The following is a 19899-nucleotide window of genomic DNA, read 5'->3' on the forward strand; positions in this document are numbered from 1 at the left end:
GAAAATATATGAACAACTTAATTACTATTAATAAAACTCAAATGCCCGTAGTTGAGTATCAAGGTCAGCGTGTTGTTACTTTTTCAATGATTGATTTGGTACATGCCCGACCAGAGGGAACAGCTCGTGCCGCTTTTAATCGTAACCGTGAACACTTTATTGAAGGCGTGGATTTTCATGAACTGACTGCGGACGTAATACGTACGGAGTCACTTTCATCGGTTTTCGCTCCTCGCACACCAAAAGGGCTCGTATTGACTGAAACGGGTTATTTAATGTTAACCAAGCCATTCAATGATCCTATTGCATGGCAAGTACAGCGTGAGTTGGTCGGTAGTTACTTTCGCCCACAACAAACCGCTATTAGTGAATTAGAAATGATCGCCCGAATCGCCAGTCATAATGCCCAGCAACAACGTCAAATTAATCGCATTGATGAGAAAGTTGAACAGATGCATGAGACTGTCGAGCAAATTAAGCAAGGTTTCATCCCTATAGGCTATGTCTCCTACCCTGTTATATCAAACAAAGCAGGAATAACAAAAGGTAAGTGTCGAACTCTTGTTAACCAGTTTGATGTACCAGAAAAGATTATCAGCGCCCTCTCGCCTGATGGCGTTCCTTTCAAGATGAAGGTCGTTCTAGAAGATGACTTTATGGTTGTATTTCATTCGATGATGTGTGAGGCAGAGAAGCGAGGTACCCGTTGGTATCACCCGAAAATGGGATTGTTTCAGGTAATTGGTTGGGAGGAAAAATAATGAAAGCAAAACTACCACATATTGATGCTGACTTAATCCGCGCGGCTTTAACTTTGATATCCGTAAATGATGACCCACGCATGGTAACAAAGGTTGTTCACATTAATAACCAGTACATAGAAGCAACTAACGGGCATGCATTAATCAGAATGAAACACAACGCAGATTTCGACCAGGATGTTGCTGTTCAGTTTGTATGTTCAGTACCTGATGAAGCTGAGTTTCTTGATATCAATAGCCATGATGATGGAAGTCACACTGTTACTTATTACCGTCAGGATCGGGATGAAGAGTTTAGACCATTTGAGAAATCAGAATTAGTTCTCATGCAAGAACACTACCCTGATTTAACTCCATTACTAACCAAAACATTTAAAGAGGGGAAAACGCCTATTTTAGCAACCCGCTATTTAGCCCTGCCTTATCTGATGTTTGGCATGGGTAGTGTTGGTGTTTTGCCTAGCGAAGACGATCGCTCCGCGCTGTTTGCCATGGACGCCTTAACATCAGAAATGTATGGCGAGCCTATCTTAATCACTATGGCCATGGAAAAGGATACCCACAAATTATCTCAATCCTTATGTGACCAAATAATGGGGGCTGAGCAATGAAAATTGAATATGTCACCAGCAAAACAGGCAACACAGCCAAAGTAGTGATTCTGTCTTTCATTACCGAGCGCCGAAAACTGAATCGCATTATCGACACAGTAAAACTATGGACGCCAGTTCAAGAATCATCAACAGGCTTCTTTTTTCGAGTGACGACGATTTACGGCAAAGCAAGCCACGTTTTAAGGGCATACAAAATCATTTGTTCGGAGGAAAGCAAGTGATTGAACAAGATACCACTGAACATGAAATGGTTGATTACGATGATGTGATAGTTCGAGTCACTCACTATGTGGATGATGGTTGTGATTGGACTGCTCGAATTATTCACGGCATCAGGCAGCGTTTTTATATCAGGATGGGCATATGCCCTCCTTTGCCACCAGCACCACAAGTTTGTGAACCTAGGTTGATCCCAAATACAAAAAAGAGAAAACAGAAACGAGTAAGAAAGGTGAGTGATGAGTAATAACCCATTAATTATCGATGCTCTTGAAGAAGTCGGTCCATGTGATATCGACACATTAGCCCTGCACATGGATCAAAGCGCCCAAATTGTTAATGCAATGATGACCAATCAAATGCGAAAAGGTACGGTAAAGCTGGTCAATGGATTGTATCAGCTTACTAATCAGCCAGAACCAAAAACAATTAAGAGCCCTATTGCTTCAAAATTTTCATGTCAGGCTAGCGATGAGCGTCCTAAGATTGAAATCTTAAGAGAGGTTTTGCAACAAAGCACACAGGCTATGACGGCTGCTGAATTAGCCAAAGCAACGGGAGATTCGGCTAATAACATTGGTGACCGTTTAAAAACTGATATCAAAAATGGAAATGTGGTTAGTCAGGTAAAAAACGGCTCAAGAGTTTACCAGTGGGTTGAAGCCAAAGAGGAGAAATCGCCTCTTTTAGAAAATACCTCCGACAACCAATTGATATCACTTAATTCTGTCACAAAGCCAGAATTTAAAGGTGAGAAAAATCACCTTACACCAGAGCAGCACGCCTCCGTTTCAAACGGAACCCTGAACGTACCAAACAGCAAGCAATTACGTGCCGAACTAGTGAAAATTGATGATGAGCTGATTCAGATAAACAGCCGCATGAGCGAATTAACAAAAGTGCGTCAATACAAAAGTGAAATGTATGAGTTAGTCGTGAGGCTTGAGGGGTTAATGGGGGTCGGTAATGATGAGTAAATTTGGGCTTTTCTTCATCTACTTAATCGCTTTTGTATGCACTGTCGTCATCGGCATGGCAACTGGTATGCCTAAGCCAGCGGTTTATGCGCTGGGTCTTTGGACTGGCTTCATAGCAAGCCTTCTAATTGAAGAGGCCTGATATGAGTGAAATTAAAGATACCCGAAACTGGAAGTGTTTCTTTGGTATGCATCAGTGGGTAGCTATTAGCAAAAATCCTTTTAAGGAAAGCTATGGTGATGGTGAATTCAGTGAAGGAACGCTCTATCACCTTCAATGTGTTCATTGCGGAAAAATTCAAGGTAAGAAGGTGATGCTATGACAACGCTTGATTTTAACCTCGTCAATATCATTAAAAATGCAGGCGGGGATCCGAGTGATGTAACTGAGGCTGTTTGGAATGCCGGCTATCATAAAATGAATTTCACCACTGAGGAAATCATTCAAATGACCACCAGCCAGATAGCTGAATGCCTTTATTATGACGTCCCGCAAAATGTATGGCCAAAAACAGTTGAAAGTCTCAGTAAGGGAAATTTAAACGCCATTATTGATGATGCAATGTGGGTAGGAACTCCAGCTGAAGTTGCTGCAGAAATATTAATGAACGGGTATAGAAAAGGAGGTGCGGAGTGATTCGTGATAATGCATATATGACAACAAAAGATGTATGCAATCATCTTCGTATTTCATCTAGAACATTAAACCGCCTAAGAAATAGAGCCGCACTACCATTCCCAGCCCCTGACTGTAGCTCCAAGGGCTCAAAAAACCGATGGTTCAAATATAAAGTATTGGAATGGCAAACGAAAGATTCGGAACTAAGTAAAGCGAGTCGAAAATGAAAATAACGCCCCTACCTTGGGGCGAATTTCGTTATTAACTCCAATTTATCCCACCACTTTTTATAAGCCTCTCTCATTTCATTCATATAGCTGTATTTATCATAAACCCCCCATACCCCGGGTAATTTATGACCTAGCATTGTTTCTGCGACATGGGGCGCGGTTAATTCTGAGAAATTCGTTCTAGCGGTGCGTCTTAGGTCATGCATAGAAAAATGAGGGATTATTACATCATAACTTCTTTTGCAGTATCGAATAAGATTTTTAGGAAATGATAGGTGGAAGTTAAAAGATATAACACCCGTTCCTGAGTTAAAAATTACTTCACTATCAGCTAACTCGATAAGCCTTTGTATAGCAGGAACGGAGTCTTCTATTATTGGTCTTATTAATGGCATTCCTGTTGAGCCTCCTGTCTTATGGTTCTCTGCAGGAACTACCCATATCATTTTATTGAAGTCAAAATCGCTTTTTTTGGCTAACCGAAGCTCACCAACACGACAACCATAGTAAAGGCATAAAAACACAAACAAAGCGTTTTTCTCTTCCATTCTTGATTCTTTGCTAGCTTTTAAAATGTAGTAAATCTCTGAGTCGTCTAACGTGCGTGAACCTTGCCCCTTTTTAACACCGAAATCTTTAGGGCTAAGATTTAATAGCGGGTTTAGAGCTATCATGTTCCGCTTTCTAGCCCACTCATAACATTCAGCGGAGTAATTTAAAATGCGCTTTGTGATTTCTGAGTACTTTTTAGACATCCCATCTAAATAAGAAACCCATATTTTTGTAGTTAACTGTTCTGGTGAATACTTACCTAACTTAGGGAATACGTGTATTTCAAAAGTTCTCAATACGTTCACTGAACTTACCTTCCCTTTAAAATGCATCTCATGCCACTGTCGATATAAGTCTTCAAATGAGCTATTCTGATTGATAGTTTCAATTTCCAAGGACTGAACCAGTTTTGGGTTTTGCCCCTCACTTAGAACTTTTGACCAGTACAAAACTTTAGATCTAGCTTCTTTGAGTGACATTACAGGGTATCTCCCAATAGTCATCTTATCCTGCTTACCTAAGAATCGGTATCGATAGAAAAAAGACACCACGCCATTTTTAGAAATGCGCACCCATAAACCGTCACGGTCTGACTTTTCGATAACCGATGATTGTTTTTTGCCATGGTTTGTTCGCAAAAATGTATCTGTTATTGCCATTGTTGCCCCATTTTACAATTGTCACCAAGTTTTGATGGACACACTGGTGGACACACTAAGTATGTCTTATGGTGGCTTAACCTGTCTTGGCTTGTCAATGGGGATTTTATTAAATCATTAAATAACAATTGATTACATGAATAGTTTGACTGGGGTTGTCTTTTGTTGTCATGGGTGTAAATGTTGCCGTTGATGATAACGGAAAACCAACACCGTTATTTGATATGGAATAGTGTATATCTAGGTAGCAAGCTGTCAATCGAACCCGTTCAACAGGCACTCACCTGCTACCTAGCCGTCTAAAAACAACACGTTCAATCTAGATAGGAAAATTTCCGCGTATATCTTGATCAAATGCTTTTTTTTACTTGATTAGCTAATGATAGAATCCCCTCCCTTCGATAACCTCTCCCGATAGATGGCTCGATAAACATGTCAAGAGAATGACGGGTTCATTTTCTATTCTGGTTTAACTTTAATCATTATTTAAGAATCACTGTGAAAATACTTTTTTCTATTTCTTTAACAACCGCGATTTTGTCAGCCGTTTGGGCGTGGTTAGCGAATTCGTTAGGGCTGATTGGGTGGGCTGGTTTTTTAGGCTGTACCGCTTATTTTGCTTATCCAAAAGAAGGCATTAAAGGGTTGTTCATTACCTTCTTCACTACCGCCAGCGGAGTCGCATGGGGTCTCATTATGCTCCACAGCGATACCTTGTTTAATGGTATTCCTAATTTATTGGAATATTTGATCACGGGTATTGTGGCTTTTATGATGTGCATTCAAGCAAGGCAGCAATGGCTATCATATATTCCCGGCACATTTATTGGCGCATGTGCTCTTTTTGCCTCTCAAGGCGAATGGACAGCCGCCCTTCCTTCATTATTGGTGGGGGTCTTATTCGGTTATTTAATGAAAAAAAGTGGCTTATGGTTATCTGAAAAATTAAAGTGACATTTCAATTTTACGGGGTTGCCGTTTTATCATGACATTGATCAGTTAGTTGTGCTGATTTTTTACAAATAAGAACGACAACCCTCTACTAAAGATTAAACTTTGAAAAACAGCTAAGCGCGCCCATCATCAACATTTATCATTAATTTAAATCAAAATCACAATATAAAAATAAATTTATTACACAAATTTTCGTTATTATCCCCCATTACCTCTTCTGTGATTGACCAAGTAAAACCCCATATAAACGATAAAACACACTCTCTAAGAAAAAATTAGCTAATAAAATCAAACAATTAAATAACCCCACAAAATTCATTATAAAAATGCGACGTAAATCACATTTCGGCGCCATTTACTCCCCCCACTTGTAACTTAATAACTATATTTACTTAGTCGTAAAACGAACATCAAAATGACACAAAGGGGAAACTTATGAGACATGGTGATATTTCAAGTAGTCCAACATCAGTGGGTGTTGCGGTTGTGAACTATAAAATACCTCGTTTGCATAATCGAAAAGAAGTTATTGAAAATGCAAATAAAATCTCAGATGTTATTGCAGGAATGAAAACCGGTTTTCCAGGACTTGATCTGATTATTTTTCCTGAGTACAGCACTCAAGGCATTATGTATGATCATGAAGAGATGATGGAAACGGCAGCAACTGTACCGGGTGATGAAACACAAATTTTTTCAGCTGCATGTAAAGCAAATGGTGTGTGGGGCGTATTTTCAATCACAGGTGAACAGCACGAAGAACATCCCTTAAAAGCCCCTTATAACACACTTATCTTAATTGATGACAAAGGGAATATTGTACAAAAATACCGCAAAATTATCCCGTGGTGCCCTGTCGAAGGTTGGTATCCAGGCGATAAAACTTATGTTTCAGAAGGACCTAAAGGGTTAAAAATAAGTCTAATCATCTGTGATGATGGTAATTACCCTGAAATATGGCGTGATTGTGCAATGAAAGGCGCTGAGTTAATTATTCGCTGCCAAGGCTATATGTATCCTGCCAAAGAGCAGCAAATTATGATGGCAAAAACCATGGCGTGGGCAAATAACTGTTATGTCGCCGTGGCGAATGGAACAGGTTTTGACGGTGTTTATACCTACTTTGGTCATTCCGCTATTATTGGTTTTGATGGTCACACATTGGGCGAATGTGGTGAAGAAGAGATGGGCGTCCAATACGCGCAACTTTCCGTCACGGAAATTCGCGATGCGCGTCGATATGATCAATCACAAAACCATCTCTTTAAAATATTACATCGTGGTTACACCGGTATTTATCAATCAGGTGATGGTGATAAAGGTCTCGCAGAGTGCCCGTTTGAGTTTTATCGTAGTTGGGTTCTAGATGCAGAAAAAACTCAACAGCAAGTTGAAAGCATAACCAGAGAGACTATTGGTGTTTCAGAGTGCCAAGTTTACAATTTACCAACCGATGGCAATAAAATAAAAATTGTAGGCTAATGAATAAACTATAAATTTACTAAATATAAATTGTTATTTTTAAACGTTGTCGTATGCGTCAACAACGGGGAATATTATCGTATTTTATATAAATAGTTTTTCTTGATTTACTACTTAATAAATTATCACTATTTAGGAATAATCCATGCCCTTTATTAATGATATGCTAGCTGAAAGTCATAAAGAAAAACACATTTCAGAGCCACAAAAAAAGATGGGCCATTTCCGGTTTATTTTTGATCCTGATAAAGTCATTCAATATATTGAAAATACTATTATTGGCCAAGAGGAGGCTTTAAAACAGTTAAAGGATATTCTTTATTGTATTAAAACCAATATTTTTGATCCCGAAAGGCCACTAAGTACCATGCTATTTCTTGGGCCAACTGGTGTTGGTAAAACAGAAACAGTGATCGCTTTAGCAAAAGCACTCAATAATGGTAAAGCGCATTATTGTCGCATAAATATGAATACGTTGTCTCAAGATCATTATGCCGCGTCTTTATCTGGTGCACCTCCCGGTTACGCCGGGAGTAAAGAATCATATTCCTTGTTTGATATAGATAAAATCGAAGGAAGCTATAGTACACCAGGTATTGTCTTATTTGATGAAATAGAAAAAGCAAGCAAAGAAGTGATTAGAACACTGCTCAATATTCTTGACACTGGTGAATTGAGCCTTGCAAATGGTCAGAAAGTTATTAACTTCAAAAATGCCATTATTATTATGACTTCCAATTTAGGCTCTAGAGATATTTTAAATGAAAAACAGGGGTTAGTACATTTATTCACTAAAAAATATTATCAGCAAAAAATACTAAAATTGTTAGAAAATAAATTTGAACCTGAATTTATTAACCGTATCGATAGAAAGATTAGCTTTAATAAAATAGATTCAGAACAAGCGAGTAAAATTATTGATATTAAACTTTCAAAACTCAATAAAAGAATCGCTAAAAACGCCGTCACAGTAGTACTGGATACTGCAACAAAAATGAAAATAAATTCAATGTGCGATCGTCGCTACGGGGTAAGAGATATCAAGCGAATATTTAAAATTCATATTGAACCATTAGTTGCCGATGTAATATTACATGAAAAAAGCAGAGAGCACATAGAATTTACTGTCGAAAAAAATCAATTCTCCCTCAAGAGGTGATAAATGAATGGCCTATTACTCATTTTTATTGGTAGCGTTTTAATCATTAACGGTATTTCTATCATTAAAGGATATGACAATAAAGAAACAGGAATATTCAATGGCATTATTGGTTTTTTCTGCTTAATTGGCAATATTGTTTTAATGGTAAATGCTAAAGAAAATACTGCATACCTTGCCATTGCCCAATCAATGTTATTTACATTCACTTATATTTTTCTCAGTTTTATAAAGATATATTCACTAACAGGGAAACTATTTGGTTGGTACTGCCTTTTTGTCTTTTTTAATGCTTTATTCTACGCCTACTACACAAGTGCTGATGCTCGAATGATTGCACTATGGTTGCTTTGGGCTATTCTATGGTTTCTATTTTTCTGCGTATTTTCACTTAATAAAACCATTAAATATCTTGGTGAGTTAACTTTGGTAATCGGTATTGTGACTTGCACCTTACCAGGGCTAATGATGGTAACTAACACCTGGTAAAATAACGTCTAAATAACAACATCCCCTAAATTGCTAGGGGGTGTTAACGATTTTTAACTTATATTTAAATAATTATACGTTTAAGAAAATGCCTAAAAATAACCGGCTTTAAATGCCGTTTTTAAGGGGTTGTTAATTGATTTTTATTTATTCTTTACCATGCTTGATATTTCAAAAAAACTATCCCAATCCAGCATTAGCAAAAAAAACCAGCATATCGAAAAATACTATATAATATGCTAATTACAATATAATAAACTTATAAAATACTCCCACTCCGTCACCATCTGAATTTAACTCACCCCATGCCTTGTTTTATATTAAAAATACACATAATCTGCGTGATATCGCTTCATCACATTGAAATATCTTCCATCATATAAAAAACGTTAAAACACATTGATATTCTATGTTTGGCGACGTAGAGTATTTAACGTAAAATTTATTGGTTAACCCTAACAACGATTGTTGATAATGTTATTATTCGCTTGATCTATGTCTTCATATAAAAACGAATCACTATCTTTATCTTGCTCACTGACACAATAAGATATTAATAGCACTATGTATAAAATCTACTCATTACTGTTACTTTTCATTCTTTCTATTCACTCAAGTTTCGCGGAAGTTCCAAAAGAGACGTTAAGAATTGTGGAGAATGAAGCCAAAAAAGGTGATATCAAAGCGCAAGTTATGCTAGGTATTGGCTATTACCTAGGCAAAGAGATAAAACAAGATTATCCTAAAGCTAAAAAATGGTTAACTATGGCGTCCAATAAGGGTAACGCAGATGCACAGCTTTTTTTAGCCGATATGTACTTAAATGGTAATGGCGTTGAACCTAACATTGAAACTGCAATCAACTGGCTTGAAAAATCCGCCAATCAAGGCAATGCAGAAGCCCAGAATTACCTTGGGCAGATATACTATCAAGGCGTTGGAGTGAAACAAAACTACATTATTGCTTTTGATTGGTTTAAAAAATCAGCCGATAAAAAGTTCCCACCAGCACAATACCAAGTCGGTAAAATGTATGAAAATGGTGAAGGTACAGAAATGGATGATAAAGCGGCGAGCGAATATTTAAATAAAGCCTGTAAAGGTGGTTTAAAAGAAGCTTGTAAAAAGTAATCTATTCGTTTGATTCACTGCTACAAGCCGTAGCAGTGACACTTTCCTCCCCTACTTTCAACACAGAACAGCTATCCCCTTTCATTTTTAACCAAAATAGCTAATTACATTTAAAATATTAATGATTAATTTCAATATGCTTTGAAATGTTCTAAACTTATAAAATAAAAGATAAAAAGGAGGATTTATGTACAAAACTATTTTAGTTCCGATCGACGTTAGCGAAGATGCACTGACTGATCTCGTCATACCCCATGTTAATGCAATTCAGAAATTAAATGACGCTGAAGTTCATTTCCTTGCTGTCACAGCACCTATTTCTAACTATTTGCGCTATGGTGGAACCATTCTTCCTAGTGATTTCCCTGACGAAGAAAAGCAAGCCGAAGTGATTCTCGATGAATTAAAAGAGAAAGTTAAACGCTTCTCTATCCCAGAAAATAAGATCCACGTCACCTCTTCTGTCGGCTCCGTGAAAGATGAAATCTTGGCTATCGCTGAGGAAATCAATGCAGATCTCATTTTAATCGGCTCTCGCCATCCAAGTATGTCAACATACCTGTTAGGGTCTAATGCAGCATCTGTCGTACGCTATGCAAAAACTTCAGTTTTAGTCGTTCGATAATAAAAATGCGATAGCAAAAAATAGATTTTTTAATAAAATATTCAGCCTTTAAACTCATCAAGATCATCTTTTTACGATGATATCAAGAGATAATAAATACACACAATTTATAAGACTATTACACAAGATTATCAGTTAAATTGAAGGCTCATAAACATTTTCGTGGCTTTCACGCCCTGCTTTTTAGCAGGGTTTTTTCTTCATTAACGATGATAGTTTCAATCGAAAACGCTTAAAAGCCACCCCATCAAAATCCACCTCTCCCTCTTCGATAAAACCATAGCGCCTAATTGCGCCCAGTTTTTTTCGACTTAATGGGAGGTGGATAGTTATCGACGTTAATGACAGTTGAGCCGCCGCTTGCTCAACTATTTTTTTAGCAATATTTTTACCGTATCCCCAGTAATCTGGATGAAGCACTAACGCTAAATCTGCGTCTCCATTTTCATCTTGAAAACCACCCCAGCCGCCAAATACGCCATCAAAAGTTAATGCCCACACACCAAAGCCATGTGTTTGCCAGTGTTGCTCTTTCTGTTTGACCCATTCCTTGCAAAAAGTCTCATCAAATTGATTATCACCTAGCGGCATATGCGCTAATACAAGCGGGTGAGTATTTAATGCGATGATGTCATGACAGTTAATTTGACTTAAACGTTGTAATTGGATATTCATTTTGTCCAGTTTTATCGATTTATCTTGTGTAAAAACAAATGCTAACACACACACGGGGGTCCATTCCGTGAGTTTTAACATGCGAAATATAAAGTATATATACAGATGATATTTATTGCCCGCAAGACCACGGGCAATAAATAGAGGCTATTTTAGTTTGATTGATCTAATGCTGATTTCATCACTTTTTGGAAATCTTCCCAAGAGCAGTATCCATTTTTATCTATTGGGCAATTTTTCATTTCTAGCGTGACATGTTTTGGTGGCGTTTCTAAAGACAGGTAACTATTATTTCTAAGTTGCTCTGCTGTTTGATATACATACTCCACTTTAACATAGTCTTTCTTATCGCTCTTATCATGCCAACGTTGGAAGACCAATTTTCCACCAATAGGCGTATATTCATATTGATCAGGTAGTTTATAAGGTTTGAAATCCATTGCTGACATTAAGGAAGCAATATTTGAGTCATGCCCAACCAACATAATAAATTTAGCAGTCTCACCTTTATCAGCGGAAACAAAGCCCTTATTGATATAATTTAATAATGGGTGAGCCACATTCTTCGCAATCAATTTGGGGGAAAATAGCGTTTCCTGATAACCATTTTTAAGGGTATTTAATTTAGTCCATTTATCATCCGTGTTGACCATACCCCAAGCCACTTGTGATTCAGGAAAACCCTCATAGTATTGCAAATCGATAGCATCTACTGCCGAGTTCGCTATTTTAAGTGAGCCAACAACCCCCGGTTCTTTATTCGCTTCAATAATAAAACTGTTTGTTTGCGATGAAAGCTCGCAGAGTTTATCGGTCTTACATTTCTCCGAATTTTTAATGTCGAGCACGGTATCCAATTCATCATAACCAGGTTTAAGGTTGAGGCCCTTTAAATGCTCCTCCATGGCTAATAATGCTTTTTGTTTAAACTCAGGGCTATCGTTAGTAATGATTGGATTAAAAACAGGATCCATCTTACCTATTTCAGGTTGGTGGTGGATCTTCACTGTGCACCCAGGAAATGCGCCCGCAGTGAAAAATTGAGCCGTTGCAATGGTTCTTTGTAAGCTATTCGTGTAAACGAAAAGATCTTCATTACCCGTTGGGCATAATTCATCGGGAACTAATTTATTTTGCTCAATCCATTCTCTAAAGTAGTGCCCCATATACACTTCTAGTGCACCACCTTTTGTTGTTAAATAGCCACTTTGCGCATCCCAAGCTGGCCATTTTTTATCGGTAACTTCGGTTAAGATCCCCGTATTCACAATCGGTGTGCGCAAATTATGACGACTTAATAATAAAACTTGGTCAAGTTGCATATTTTCGACATTATCGGTATTTGCAAGTACTGGAGTCATTGGGGTAAGCAATGCGGCTGATAAACAAACTGTTAAAACTTTATATTTCATCGAAAGCTCCCTACCATTTTGTTGTTGTATATTATCGTTATGATTCCTGCCGTTAATATTCTATAAAAACAATCCCATTATGATTATTTTTCTATAAAATTAACATTCCGTTATAATGAAGTAACTGACTTTTTTTTCTGCGATTAATATCTCAAAAATAGACTTGGCCTGCTGTTTTTCCCTCAATTAAGGATAAATACGCTATTTCTATGAAAGCTATTTTAAAATTGCGCTACGGCATATTAATCAATACACTCAAAGAAACGACATTGGGCTAAAGGCATCATTCATGGGTATTCAACCTGCTACTCCTGCACAATACCAGCAAATTATGGCTGTTTGGGAGTCATCCGTCAGAGCAACGCACGATTTTTTACCTGAAAATATATTACAGACGTTAAAAGTGGCAATCCGTGAACAATATCTTCCCCAATTGGCAACTTATGTCTCAATAGATGAAAATAACCAAATAAGTGGGTTTATTGGCGTTGATCAACATAAACTTGAAATGTTATTTATTTCAGCGGCTCATCGGGGTAAAGGAATAGGTAAACAACTCCTCAATTTTGCCATAAAAGAGCTGGGCATTAATGAAGTTGATGTCAATGAGCAGAATCCACAGGCTGTTGGTTTCTACCAACATATGGGGTTTACACAATTTGCTCGTTCTGAAACGGATGGTGAAGGTAACCCCTTCCCCATTCTCCACATGCAATTAACCACAAAATAATACAAGGTTTCACATGTCAATCATAGAACTTGAAACGCCTCGCTTACGTTTAAGACGCTGGGCCGAACAAGATAAAGAGCGTTTTTTTGATATGAATAGTTCACCGGAGGTAATGCGCTACTTCCCTTCGGTATTAAATAAATCACAAAGTGATCAAATGATGGACACGATTATGGAACGATTTGCCACCCAAGGAGGATGGGGCATATGGGCCGTTGAATTAAAATCGAACCATTCACTGATTGGGTTTGTTGGATTAAATATTCCAGAATATCCGCTTCCTTGCTCCCCTTGCACAGAAATCGCATGGCGATTACTTCCGCAATATTGGCGGCAAGGCTATACAACAGAGGCGGCCAAGACTGTTATCCAATTCGCTTTTAATCAACTTAAACTAAAAGAAATTGTCGCATTCACTGCGGTCGCCAATACCCCTTCTGAAGGCGTGATGAAAAAATTAGGGATGACCAAGGAGGCTGAAAACTTCGCTCATCCAGCACTCCCTGAAGGCCATTGGCTACAAGAACATGTGTTATATCGCCTACAAAACCCTTATTTGTAAATCGATACAACTATTGGCAAATATCTATCCAAGCACCTTTGGTCAGCTCGAGCATCCGTTGAGGCGATATTCTCAGCGCACTGTTTACAGAGCCAGCAGCAGGCAGTACCTCACTGTATTGTTGCAATGAAATATCGCAATATACAGGGAGTTCGGAAGGCAAACCAAATGGACAAACACCCCCAACAGGGTGACTGGTTAGCTCTACCACCTCATCGGCTCTGAGCATTCTCGCTTTCGAGCCTAAAGCCTGTTTAACCTTTTGGTTATCTAATCGAGCTTCTCCAGCACAAACCACAAGCACAACCTCATTTTTCACTTTCAATGATAAGGTTTTCGCTATTTGGTTAGGCTCAACATTATGAACGATGGCAGCTTGCTCAACGGTAGCCGTCACGCCATCGGTTTCAATAATGTCGATATCCGGCGCATGTTGAGCCATAAAGCGTCTAACAGATTCAATACTCATAGTCGTACTCTTTTATTGTTGTTTGCAAGTGATTGTTAATGTATGTCGCTGACTTCGCTCCGATAATTGAAGTCGCTGTTCTAAGCTATGCTGCTTTTTATGTTTGTTTTTCAGAAAAAGTGCTGTTTCAGTTCAATGGGTCACACGCACATTGATTTGCTGAATAACGAAGCGCAAGGTTTATATGGTGATACAGTTCATTGGTTAACCTATCATATTCTGCTTCTAACCCTTTTTCATAAGCTAAAAATGGGGATGAATCATTCCATGACCCCATACCACCGAATACCCAAGCGCCACATGCCACATCAAATAATCGTTCACAAAGCATCTCATTATCTTCAACTGGCTTTTGGAGTTTTTCTGCTTGCGATTTAAAAATAGCAGCAAATCCTGTTTCACCGATTTGTTCAGCTAATTGTTCAATTTTTTGCAGCGTCAGCAAAAATGCCTGCAAGTTATTCCCTTCATTTTGCAATGATGACAGAGATTGCTCTGATACTGTCTCAACAAATATGGCACTTTCATCTGCCCATTCTAAAGTTAAAACTATTGAAGTAGGCTTATCGCAAGTGATGACGATTTGTTGCTGTTGATTAAAATAGTATTGGCTGTTTCTTGTTATATTTAAATAACGGCGTAACTGTTCGATAAAATCATCTACCTGAATTTCTCGGATAACTTCTGCGCCTTGTTGGTTACATAAAACCCAATATTTCACATAAGACATTTTACGTAATAATGAACGGTCTTTTTCTCGTTTTAATGCTCGAACGGAACAGTAAGCAATATATTGGTCAGCCCGCATGTTTTTTTCCTCTGCATATGCACGAACCATTAACACTAACAAAAAAATCGCCAAAAAAAAGCCACCGCATTATTGCAGTGGCTTTGAATTAAAAATGGAAAGCGTTACGATTTGTTTTTTTCCGTTTCCGCCTCTTTTGCTTCAATTTCTCGATACCAACGAGGGTGATGTTTTTTCGCCCAACGACGACTGACTTTCCCTTCAATCATCCCCTTAATCGAGCCTTTAACCCAAAATGCCATATACATATGGATCAGAATAGCGTGAATTAAGATGATTGCCGCCGCCGCATGGATAAATAAACTCCAGCGTACTAACCACATTGGGAATAAATGCGCAAAATATGGACGCCAGATAATGATCCCTGTTGCTAAGAGTACAAAAATCATACTCATGATGCTCCAGAACATCATTTTTTGTCCTGCGTTATATTTGCCTACATCTGCAACATGGTGTTCGTTACCTTTAAGAACCTCCACAATGTTCTTGATCCAAGGTAAATCTTGTTTATCTGGAATGTTATGTTTTACAAAACGGAAAAACATAAACATCAACACCACAAAGATTAATACGCCAAAGAATGGATGTAGGATCCGCCCCATTTGTGGTGTACCAAAGGTTTCAGTCAACCATTGCAATGTTGGGAAAAAGAGCGCTATCCCAGACAAAGCAACTAAAAAGAAGCAGATAACCACGGTCCAGTGGCATGCTCGGTCAATAAACTTTGTCCGAACAATCATTTTGCTCTTTTTACTCATGACCATCTTCCTCCTCTTCATCATCCACTTCTTTATTAGGGCCAACTCCAACATAGTGGAAAATCAACCCTGCAAAAGTGGCAATAAAGCCGACTACTGAAAGTGGTTTCAAGACTGCCTTCCACAAGTTAATCGGTGTATCAATTTGTGGATCCTTTGGTAACCCATGATATAACTCTGGATTATCCGCATGTTGGAGTACATACATCACATGTGTACCGCCCACGCCTTTAGGGTCGTAGATCCCTGCGTTTTTAAAACCACGTTTTTGTAGTTTATCGACACGCTCAGAGGCATATTCCAACATCTCTTTTTTAGTACCGAAATGAATAGCCCCTGTTGGGCAGGTTTTCACACAGGCTGGCTCTTGGCCTACCGCGACTCTATCCACACACAAAGTACATTTATAAACTCGATTATCTTTCGGGTTTAAACGAGGAATATTAAATGGGCATCCCGCAATACAATAACCACAACCGATACAGTGCTCAGATTGGAAATCCACAATACCATTTGCATACTGGATAATAGCGCCTGCTGAAGGGCAAGATTTTAAACAACCAGGATCCGTACAGTGCATACAGCCATCTTTACGGATAAGCCATTCTAACTTGCCATTTTCAGTCGTTTCGCTAAAACGCATCACTGTCCATGACTTAGCGCTCAAATCCAGAGGGTTGTCATAAACCCCCACACAATGGCCGACCTCATCACGAATGTCGTTCCATTCCGAACACGCCACCTGACAGGCTTTACAACCAATACAGGACGTTACATCAATGAGTTTCGCAACTTCAAACTTGTCATCACGCGCTTGTGGTGGAGGCGTAATACTGTTGGTCGCGGAACGTTTAATAATGTCTTGAGATTGCATTCGTTCCCTCCCTTACGCCTTCTCTATATTAACCAAAAACGCTTTATACTCAGGTGTCTGAGAGTTTGCGTCACCAACGGATGGTGTTAACGTATTCGTAATGAAGCCTTTTTGCGTTGCACCTTCAAAGCCCCAGTGGATCGGTACCCCAACCGTTTCTATCGGTTTACCATCGACCATCAACGTTTGTAAGCGCTGTGTCACAACGGCTACTGCTTTAATGAAGCCACGTTGACTGCTCACTTTGACTCTATCGCCATTTGCAATACCTTTTGCCTTCGCCAAGGTTTCACTGATCTCAACGAATTGTTCAGGCTGCACAATCGCATTTAAACGCGCATGCTTCGTCCACGTATGGAAATGCTCCGTTAAGCGGTAAGTCGTTCCGACATAAGGGAACTGCTCATGGTTTCCAAGGCGCTTTTTATCGTCCTCAAAAATACGTGCCGCTGGGTTAGAAACGACATTTGGATGTAGCGGGTTCGTACCTAATGGGGTTTCAAACGGCTCATAATGTTCAGGGAATGGCCCTTCCGCCATTTTATCAATTGCAAATAGACGGCCTAAGCCTTCAGGTTGCATGATAAATGGCCCAGTACCGACTTCAGGTGCCGAAGCATTAAAGTCAGGAATATCATTACCGACCCATTTTTTCCCATTCCACTCGATCAACATCCGTTTTTTATCCCATGGCTTACCTTGTGTATCACAAGATGCACGGTTATAAATCACGCGGCGATTCAATGGCCATGCCCACGCCCAACCTAATGTATTTCCGAGTCCTGATGGGTCACTGTTATCACGGTTTGCCATCTGGTTCCCTTTTTCGGTCCAGCAACCAGTATAAATCCAGCAAGACGAGGCCGTAGAGCCGTCATCGCGTAACAGCGCGAACGAGCTAAGCAGTTCACCTTTTTTGGCTTGCAAATTACCGTCAGCATCATACAAATCGACCAATGCAACGCCATTGTTCTCTTTCGCAACTTCTTCTGATTCAGGATGGAATTGGCGTTTGTAATCCCAACGCATCTGCATTAATTGATCACGACCTTTCCCGCCTTCTTGCTCATAAAGCTCGCGGATTTTATATAAAATACCGGTTAAGATCTGGCCGTCATTACGTGCTTCACCCGGTGCGTCTGCTGCCTTCCAGTGCCATTGCAACCAACGGCCTGAGTTAGCAATCGAACCATCTTCTTCGGCGAAACAGGTTGATGGCAAACGGAACACTTCAGTTTGGATAGATGCCGTATCAACGTCATTCATCTCACCATGGTTTTGCCAGAAATTAGCCGTTTCCGTCACCAAAGGGTCAACAATAACTAAGTACTTCAATTTACTTAAGCAGCTAACTACTTTGTTCTTGTCCGGGAACGATGCAACAGGGTTAAAACCTTGGCAAATATAGCCATTAACTTGATCTTTACTCATCATGTCAAAATACTTCATGACATCATAAGCCTGATCCCATTTTGGCAACCAATCATAGCCCCATTGATTATCTTTTTGCGCAGCATCACCATAGAAAGACTTCATCAAACTGACAAAGAATTTTGGATAGTTACTCCAATAGTTAACCTGATTTGGCAACGTTGCTTTTGGTGTATTAGCAGCTAAATAGCTGTCTACTGTCACCATTTTTTCAGAAGGCAAAGTGAGATATCCCGGTAGACTTGTTGATAACAAACCGAGATCCGTCAGCCCTTGAATATTTGAGTGACCACGCAGCGCATTCACCCCACCACCAGCCATACCCATATTGCCGAGCAGCAATTGGATCATCGCCATAGTACGAATATTTTGTGCACCAACAGTATGCTGAGTCCAACCTAACGCATATAAGAACGTTGTTGTTCTATCGGCAGCGCTGGTTGAAGCCAAAATTTCGCAGACTTTTAAAAAGTCATCTTTTGGTGTACCACAAATTTGTTCGACGATTTCGGGTGTATAACGAGAAACGTGCTGTTTGAGCAAATTCCATACACAACGAGGATGTTGTAAAGAGTCATCACGCAACGCATGACCATTTTCATCAAATTGATAGTTCCACGTGGTCTTATCATAAGCGCGTTTTTCCGCGTTATAACCACTAAATAGACCATCTTCAAAGCTGAAATCATCCCTTACCAAGAGTGCCGCATTGGTATAGTGTTGTACGTACTCTTTATTAATTTTGTTATTTTCTATCAGATACAGTAGTACCCCTGACAAGAAGGTAATGTCAGTACCTGAGCGAATAGGCACATAGTGATCAGCCACTGATGCCGTACGCGTAAAACGTGGATCAATGACAATCAGTGTGGCATCGTTGTTATTTTTCGCTTCAATTGCCCAGCGGAATCCAACAGGATGTGCTTCCGCAGCATTTCCGCCCATCACAACGACGACATTAGCATTTTTGATATCAACCCAGTGGTTGGTCATCGCACCGCGACCAAATGTTGGAGCAAGACTTGCTACCGTTGGTCCGTGTCAGACACGCGCTTGGTTATCAACCGCTAACATCCCGAGGGAGCGTGCAAATTTCTGAGTTAACATACCGGTTTCGTTGCTCGCCGCAGATGCACAAAGCATCCCTGTCGATAACCAACGATTTACCGTTGTTCCTTGTTCATTTTTTTCGATGAAATTTGCGTCTCGGTCATCTTTCATTAACCGAGCAATACGGGTGAAAGCTTCATCCCAACTTATACGCTGCCATTTATCAGAGCCTGGTGCGCGATATTCAGGATAACGTAGTCGATTTTCACTATGGATGTAATCAAGTAGGCCCGCCCCTTTAGGACATAAAGCTCCACGGTTAACAGGATGATCAGGATCTCCTTCAACATGGAAAATAGCGGATTTAGCATTCATGGCACCATCGCCCATGCTATAGATTAATAATCCACACCCTACAGAACAGTAAGTACAAGTATTACGAGTCTCTTTAGACCGTAGTAATTTATATTCACGTACATTGGCCATTGCCGTTGCTGGCATAAAACCTAACGCTGCTACAGTAGTACCTGCCATCCCGCCGGCACAGATTTTAAAAAACTTTCTGCGACTGACGTTCATTGCTTCCCTCTTTATATTTATTGTCATTACCCTAAATAATCCAAGCATGCGATAGGTGGCTAACAACGCTATTTCGAGAC

The 19899-nt window shown here is 39.4% G+C and carries 25 protein-coding genes; 17 read left to right on the plus strand and 8 right to left on the minus strand.

The genetic code is table 11. The features are described 5' to 3' along the window. Nucleotides 1-8 precede the first annotated feature (8 nt). The 9 genes from PR833_RS12650 to xis are packed head-to-tail and all read left to right on the plus strand — an operon-like array spanning nt 9 to nt 3417. The gene (locus PR833_RS12650) at nt 9-761 is read left to right on the plus strand and encodes an ORF6N domain-containing protein (RefSeq protein WP_060560722.1); all 753 of its coding nucleotides are present in this window, start codon (nt 9-11) and stop codon (nt 759-761) included. Next, nucleotides 761-1372 (plus strand): hypothetical protein, encoded by a 612-nt coding sequence (locus PR833_RS12655; RefSeq protein ID WP_053110950.1) that lies wholly within the window; start codon nt 761-763, stop codon nt 1370-1372. The genes PR833_RS12650 and PR833_RS12655 overlap by 1 nt, the downstream gene beginning before the upstream one ends. Beyond that, on the plus strand, nt 1369-1596 hold the full coding sequence (locus tag PR833_RS12660; RefSeq protein WP_150376605.1) for a hypothetical protein: 228 nt from the start codon (nt 1369-1371) through the stop codon (nt 1594-1596). Before PR833_RS12655 ends, PR833_RS12660 begins: the two co-directional genes overlap by 4 nt. Further along, entirely contained in the window at nt 1593-1841 is a 249-nt protein-coding gene (locus PR833_RS12665) for a hypothetical protein (RefSeq protein WP_150376603.1), read from the plus strand. The genes PR833_RS12660 and PR833_RS12665 overlap by 4 nt, the downstream gene beginning before the upstream one ends. Beyond that, nucleotides 1834-2571 carry a hypothetical protein gene (locus PR833_RS12670; protein WP_150376601.1) on the plus strand — a complete coding sequence of 246 codons (738 nt, stop codon included), beginning with the start codon at nt 1834-1836 and terminating at the stop codon, nt 2569-2571. Before PR833_RS12665 ends, PR833_RS12670 begins: the two co-directional genes overlap by 8 nt. Beyond that, entirely contained in the window at nt 2561-2713 is a 153-nt protein-coding gene (locus tag PR833_RS12675; protein WP_004918367.1) for a hypothetical protein, read from the plus strand. Before PR833_RS12670 ends, PR833_RS12675 begins: the two co-directional genes overlap by 11 nt. Before the next feature lies 1 nt (nt 2714). Further along, on the plus strand, nt 2715-2894 hold the full coding sequence (locus PR833_RS12680; protein WP_150376599.1) for a hypothetical protein: 180 nt from the start codon (nt 2715-2717) through the stop codon (nt 2892-2894). Then, entirely contained in the window at nt 2891-3208 is a 318-nt protein-coding gene (locus PR833_RS12685; protein ID WP_150376597.1) for a hypothetical protein, read from the plus strand. The genes PR833_RS12680 and PR833_RS12685 overlap by 4 nt, the downstream gene beginning before the upstream one ends. 17 nt (nt 3209-3225) lie before the next feature. Continuing rightward, on the plus strand, nt 3226-3417 hold the full coding sequence (xis, locus tag PR833_RS20455; protein ID WP_223854887.1) for an excisionase Xis: 192 nt from the start codon (nt 3226-3228) through the stop codon (nt 3415-3417). A gap of 11 nt (nt 3418-3428) precedes the next feature. Here the strand turns inward: xis and PR833_RS12690 are convergent, their stop codons facing one another. After that, a complete protein-coding gene (locus tag PR833_RS12690) occupies nt 3429-4631 on the minus strand; it encodes a tyrosine-type recombinase/integrase (protein WP_150376595.1) in 1203 nt (400 codons plus the stop codon). Nucleotides 4632-5129: 498 nt separating this feature from the next. Between PR833_RS12690 and PR833_RS12695 the strand changes: the two genes are divergently transcribed. From PR833_RS12695 to PR833_RS12720, 6 genes are all read left to right on the plus strand, one after another. Beyond that, on the plus strand, nt 5130-5585 hold the full coding sequence (locus PR833_RS12695) for a DUF1097 domain-containing protein (RefSeq protein WP_014658006.1): 456 nt from the start codon (nt 5130-5132) through the stop codon (nt 5583-5585). Nucleotides 5586-6020: 435 nt separating this feature from the next. Beyond that, nucleotides 6021-7067 carry an aliphatic amidase gene (locus PR833_RS12700; protein ID WP_004918358.1) on the plus strand — a complete coding sequence of 349 codons (1047 nt, stop codon included), beginning with the start codon at nt 6021-6023 and terminating at the stop codon, nt 7065-7067. A 145-nt stretch (nt 7068-7212) separates the two neighbouring features. After that, the gene (locus PR833_RS12705; RefSeq protein WP_272526188.1) at nt 7213-8226 is read left to right on the plus strand and encodes an AAA family ATPase; all 1014 of its coding nucleotides are present in this window, start codon (nt 7213-7215) and stop codon (nt 8224-8226) included. Nucleotides 8227-8229: 3 nt separating this feature from the next. Next, nucleotides 8230-8715, plus strand: a complete 486-nt coding sequence (locus PR833_RS12710) for an AmiS/UreI family transporter (RefSeq protein ID WP_004918354.1) — start codon at nt 8230-8232, stop codon at nt 8713-8715. A 564-nt stretch (nt 8716-9279) separates the two neighbouring features. Further along, nucleotides 9280-9846: a tetratricopeptide repeat protein gene (locus PR833_RS12715; RefSeq protein ID WP_004918352.1), complete on the plus strand. Its 567-nt coding sequence runs from the start codon at nt 9280-9282 to the stop codon at nt 9844-9846. A gap of 187 nt (nt 9847-10033) precedes the next feature. Beyond that, a complete protein-coding gene (locus tag PR833_RS12720) occupies nt 10034-10471 on the plus strand; it encodes a universal stress protein (protein ID WP_004918350.1) in 438 nt (145 codons plus the stop codon). A 183-nt stretch (nt 10472-10654) separates the two neighbouring features. Here PR833_RS12720 and PR833_RS12725 read toward each other — a convergent pair whose 3' ends face one another. Then, nucleotides 10655-11194: a GNAT family N-acetyltransferase gene (locus PR833_RS12725; RefSeq protein WP_227698422.1), complete on the minus strand. Its 540-nt coding sequence runs from the start codon at nt 11192-11194 to the stop codon at nt 10655-10657. Nucleotides 11195-11298: 104 nt separating this feature from the next. Beyond that, nucleotides 11299-12558: a bifunctional glucose-1-phosphatase/inositol phosphatase gene (agp, locus tag PR833_RS12730; protein WP_004918346.1), complete on the minus strand. Its 1260-nt coding sequence runs from the start codon at nt 12556-12558 to the stop codon at nt 11299-11301. Between the two features lie 289 nt (nt 12559-12847). Between agp and PR833_RS12735 the strand changes: the two genes are divergently transcribed. Continuing rightward, nucleotides 12848-13288 (plus strand): GNAT family N-acetyltransferase, encoded by a 441-nt coding sequence (locus PR833_RS12735; protein ID WP_004918344.1) that lies wholly within the window; start codon nt 12848-12850, stop codon nt 13286-13288. Between the two features lie 13 nt (nt 13289-13301). Next, a complete protein-coding gene (locus PR833_RS12740; protein WP_080998005.1) occupies nt 13302-13850 on the plus strand; it encodes a GNAT family N-acetyltransferase in 549 nt (182 codons plus the stop codon). Nucleotides 13851-13860: 10 nt separating this feature from the next. On the opposite strand, the gene PR833_RS12745 is transcribed toward PR833_RS12740, so the two are convergent. The 5 genes from PR833_RS12745 to fdnG all read right to left on the minus strand — a co-directional run bounded on the left by PR833_RS12745 (nt 13861) and on the right by fdnG (nt 19819). After that, on the minus strand, nt 13861-14319 hold the full coding sequence (locus PR833_RS12745; RefSeq protein ID WP_036943686.1) for a YbaK/EbsC family protein: 459 nt from the start codon (nt 14317-14319) through the stop codon (nt 13861-13863). Between the two features lie 127 nt (nt 14320-14446). Further along, nucleotides 14447-15127 (minus strand): hypothetical protein, encoded by a 681-nt coding sequence (locus PR833_RS12750; protein WP_272526189.1) that lies wholly within the window; start codon nt 15125-15127, stop codon nt 14447-14449. A 104-nt stretch (nt 15128-15231) separates the two neighbouring features. Continuing rightward, on the minus strand, nt 15232-15885 hold the full coding sequence (gene fdnI, locus PR833_RS12755) for a formate dehydrogenase-N subunit gamma (protein WP_004918336.1): 654 nt from the start codon (nt 15883-15885) through the stop codon (nt 15232-15234). After that, nucleotides 15878-16759: a formate dehydrogenase subunit beta gene (fdxH, locus tag PR833_RS12760; RefSeq protein WP_004918334.1), complete on the minus strand. Its 882-nt coding sequence runs from the start codon at nt 16757-16759 to the stop codon at nt 15878-15880. The genes fdnI and fdxH overlap by 8 nt, the downstream gene beginning before the upstream one ends. Before the next feature lie 12 nt (nt 16760-16771). Then, nucleotides 16772-19819, minus strand: coding sequence for a formate dehydrogenase-N subunit alpha (gene fdnG, locus PR833_RS12765; RefSeq protein ID WP_102780659.1), 3048 nt, complete (start codon nt 19817-19819; stop codon nt 16772-16774). Between the last annotated feature and the right edge of the window lie 80 nt (nt 19820-19899).

Origin of the sequence: Providencia sp. PROV189, assembly GCF_028480065.1 — a bacterium.
GTDB lineage: Bacteria > Pseudomonadota > Gammaproteobacteria > Enterobacterales > Enterobacteriaceae > Providencia > Providencia stuartii.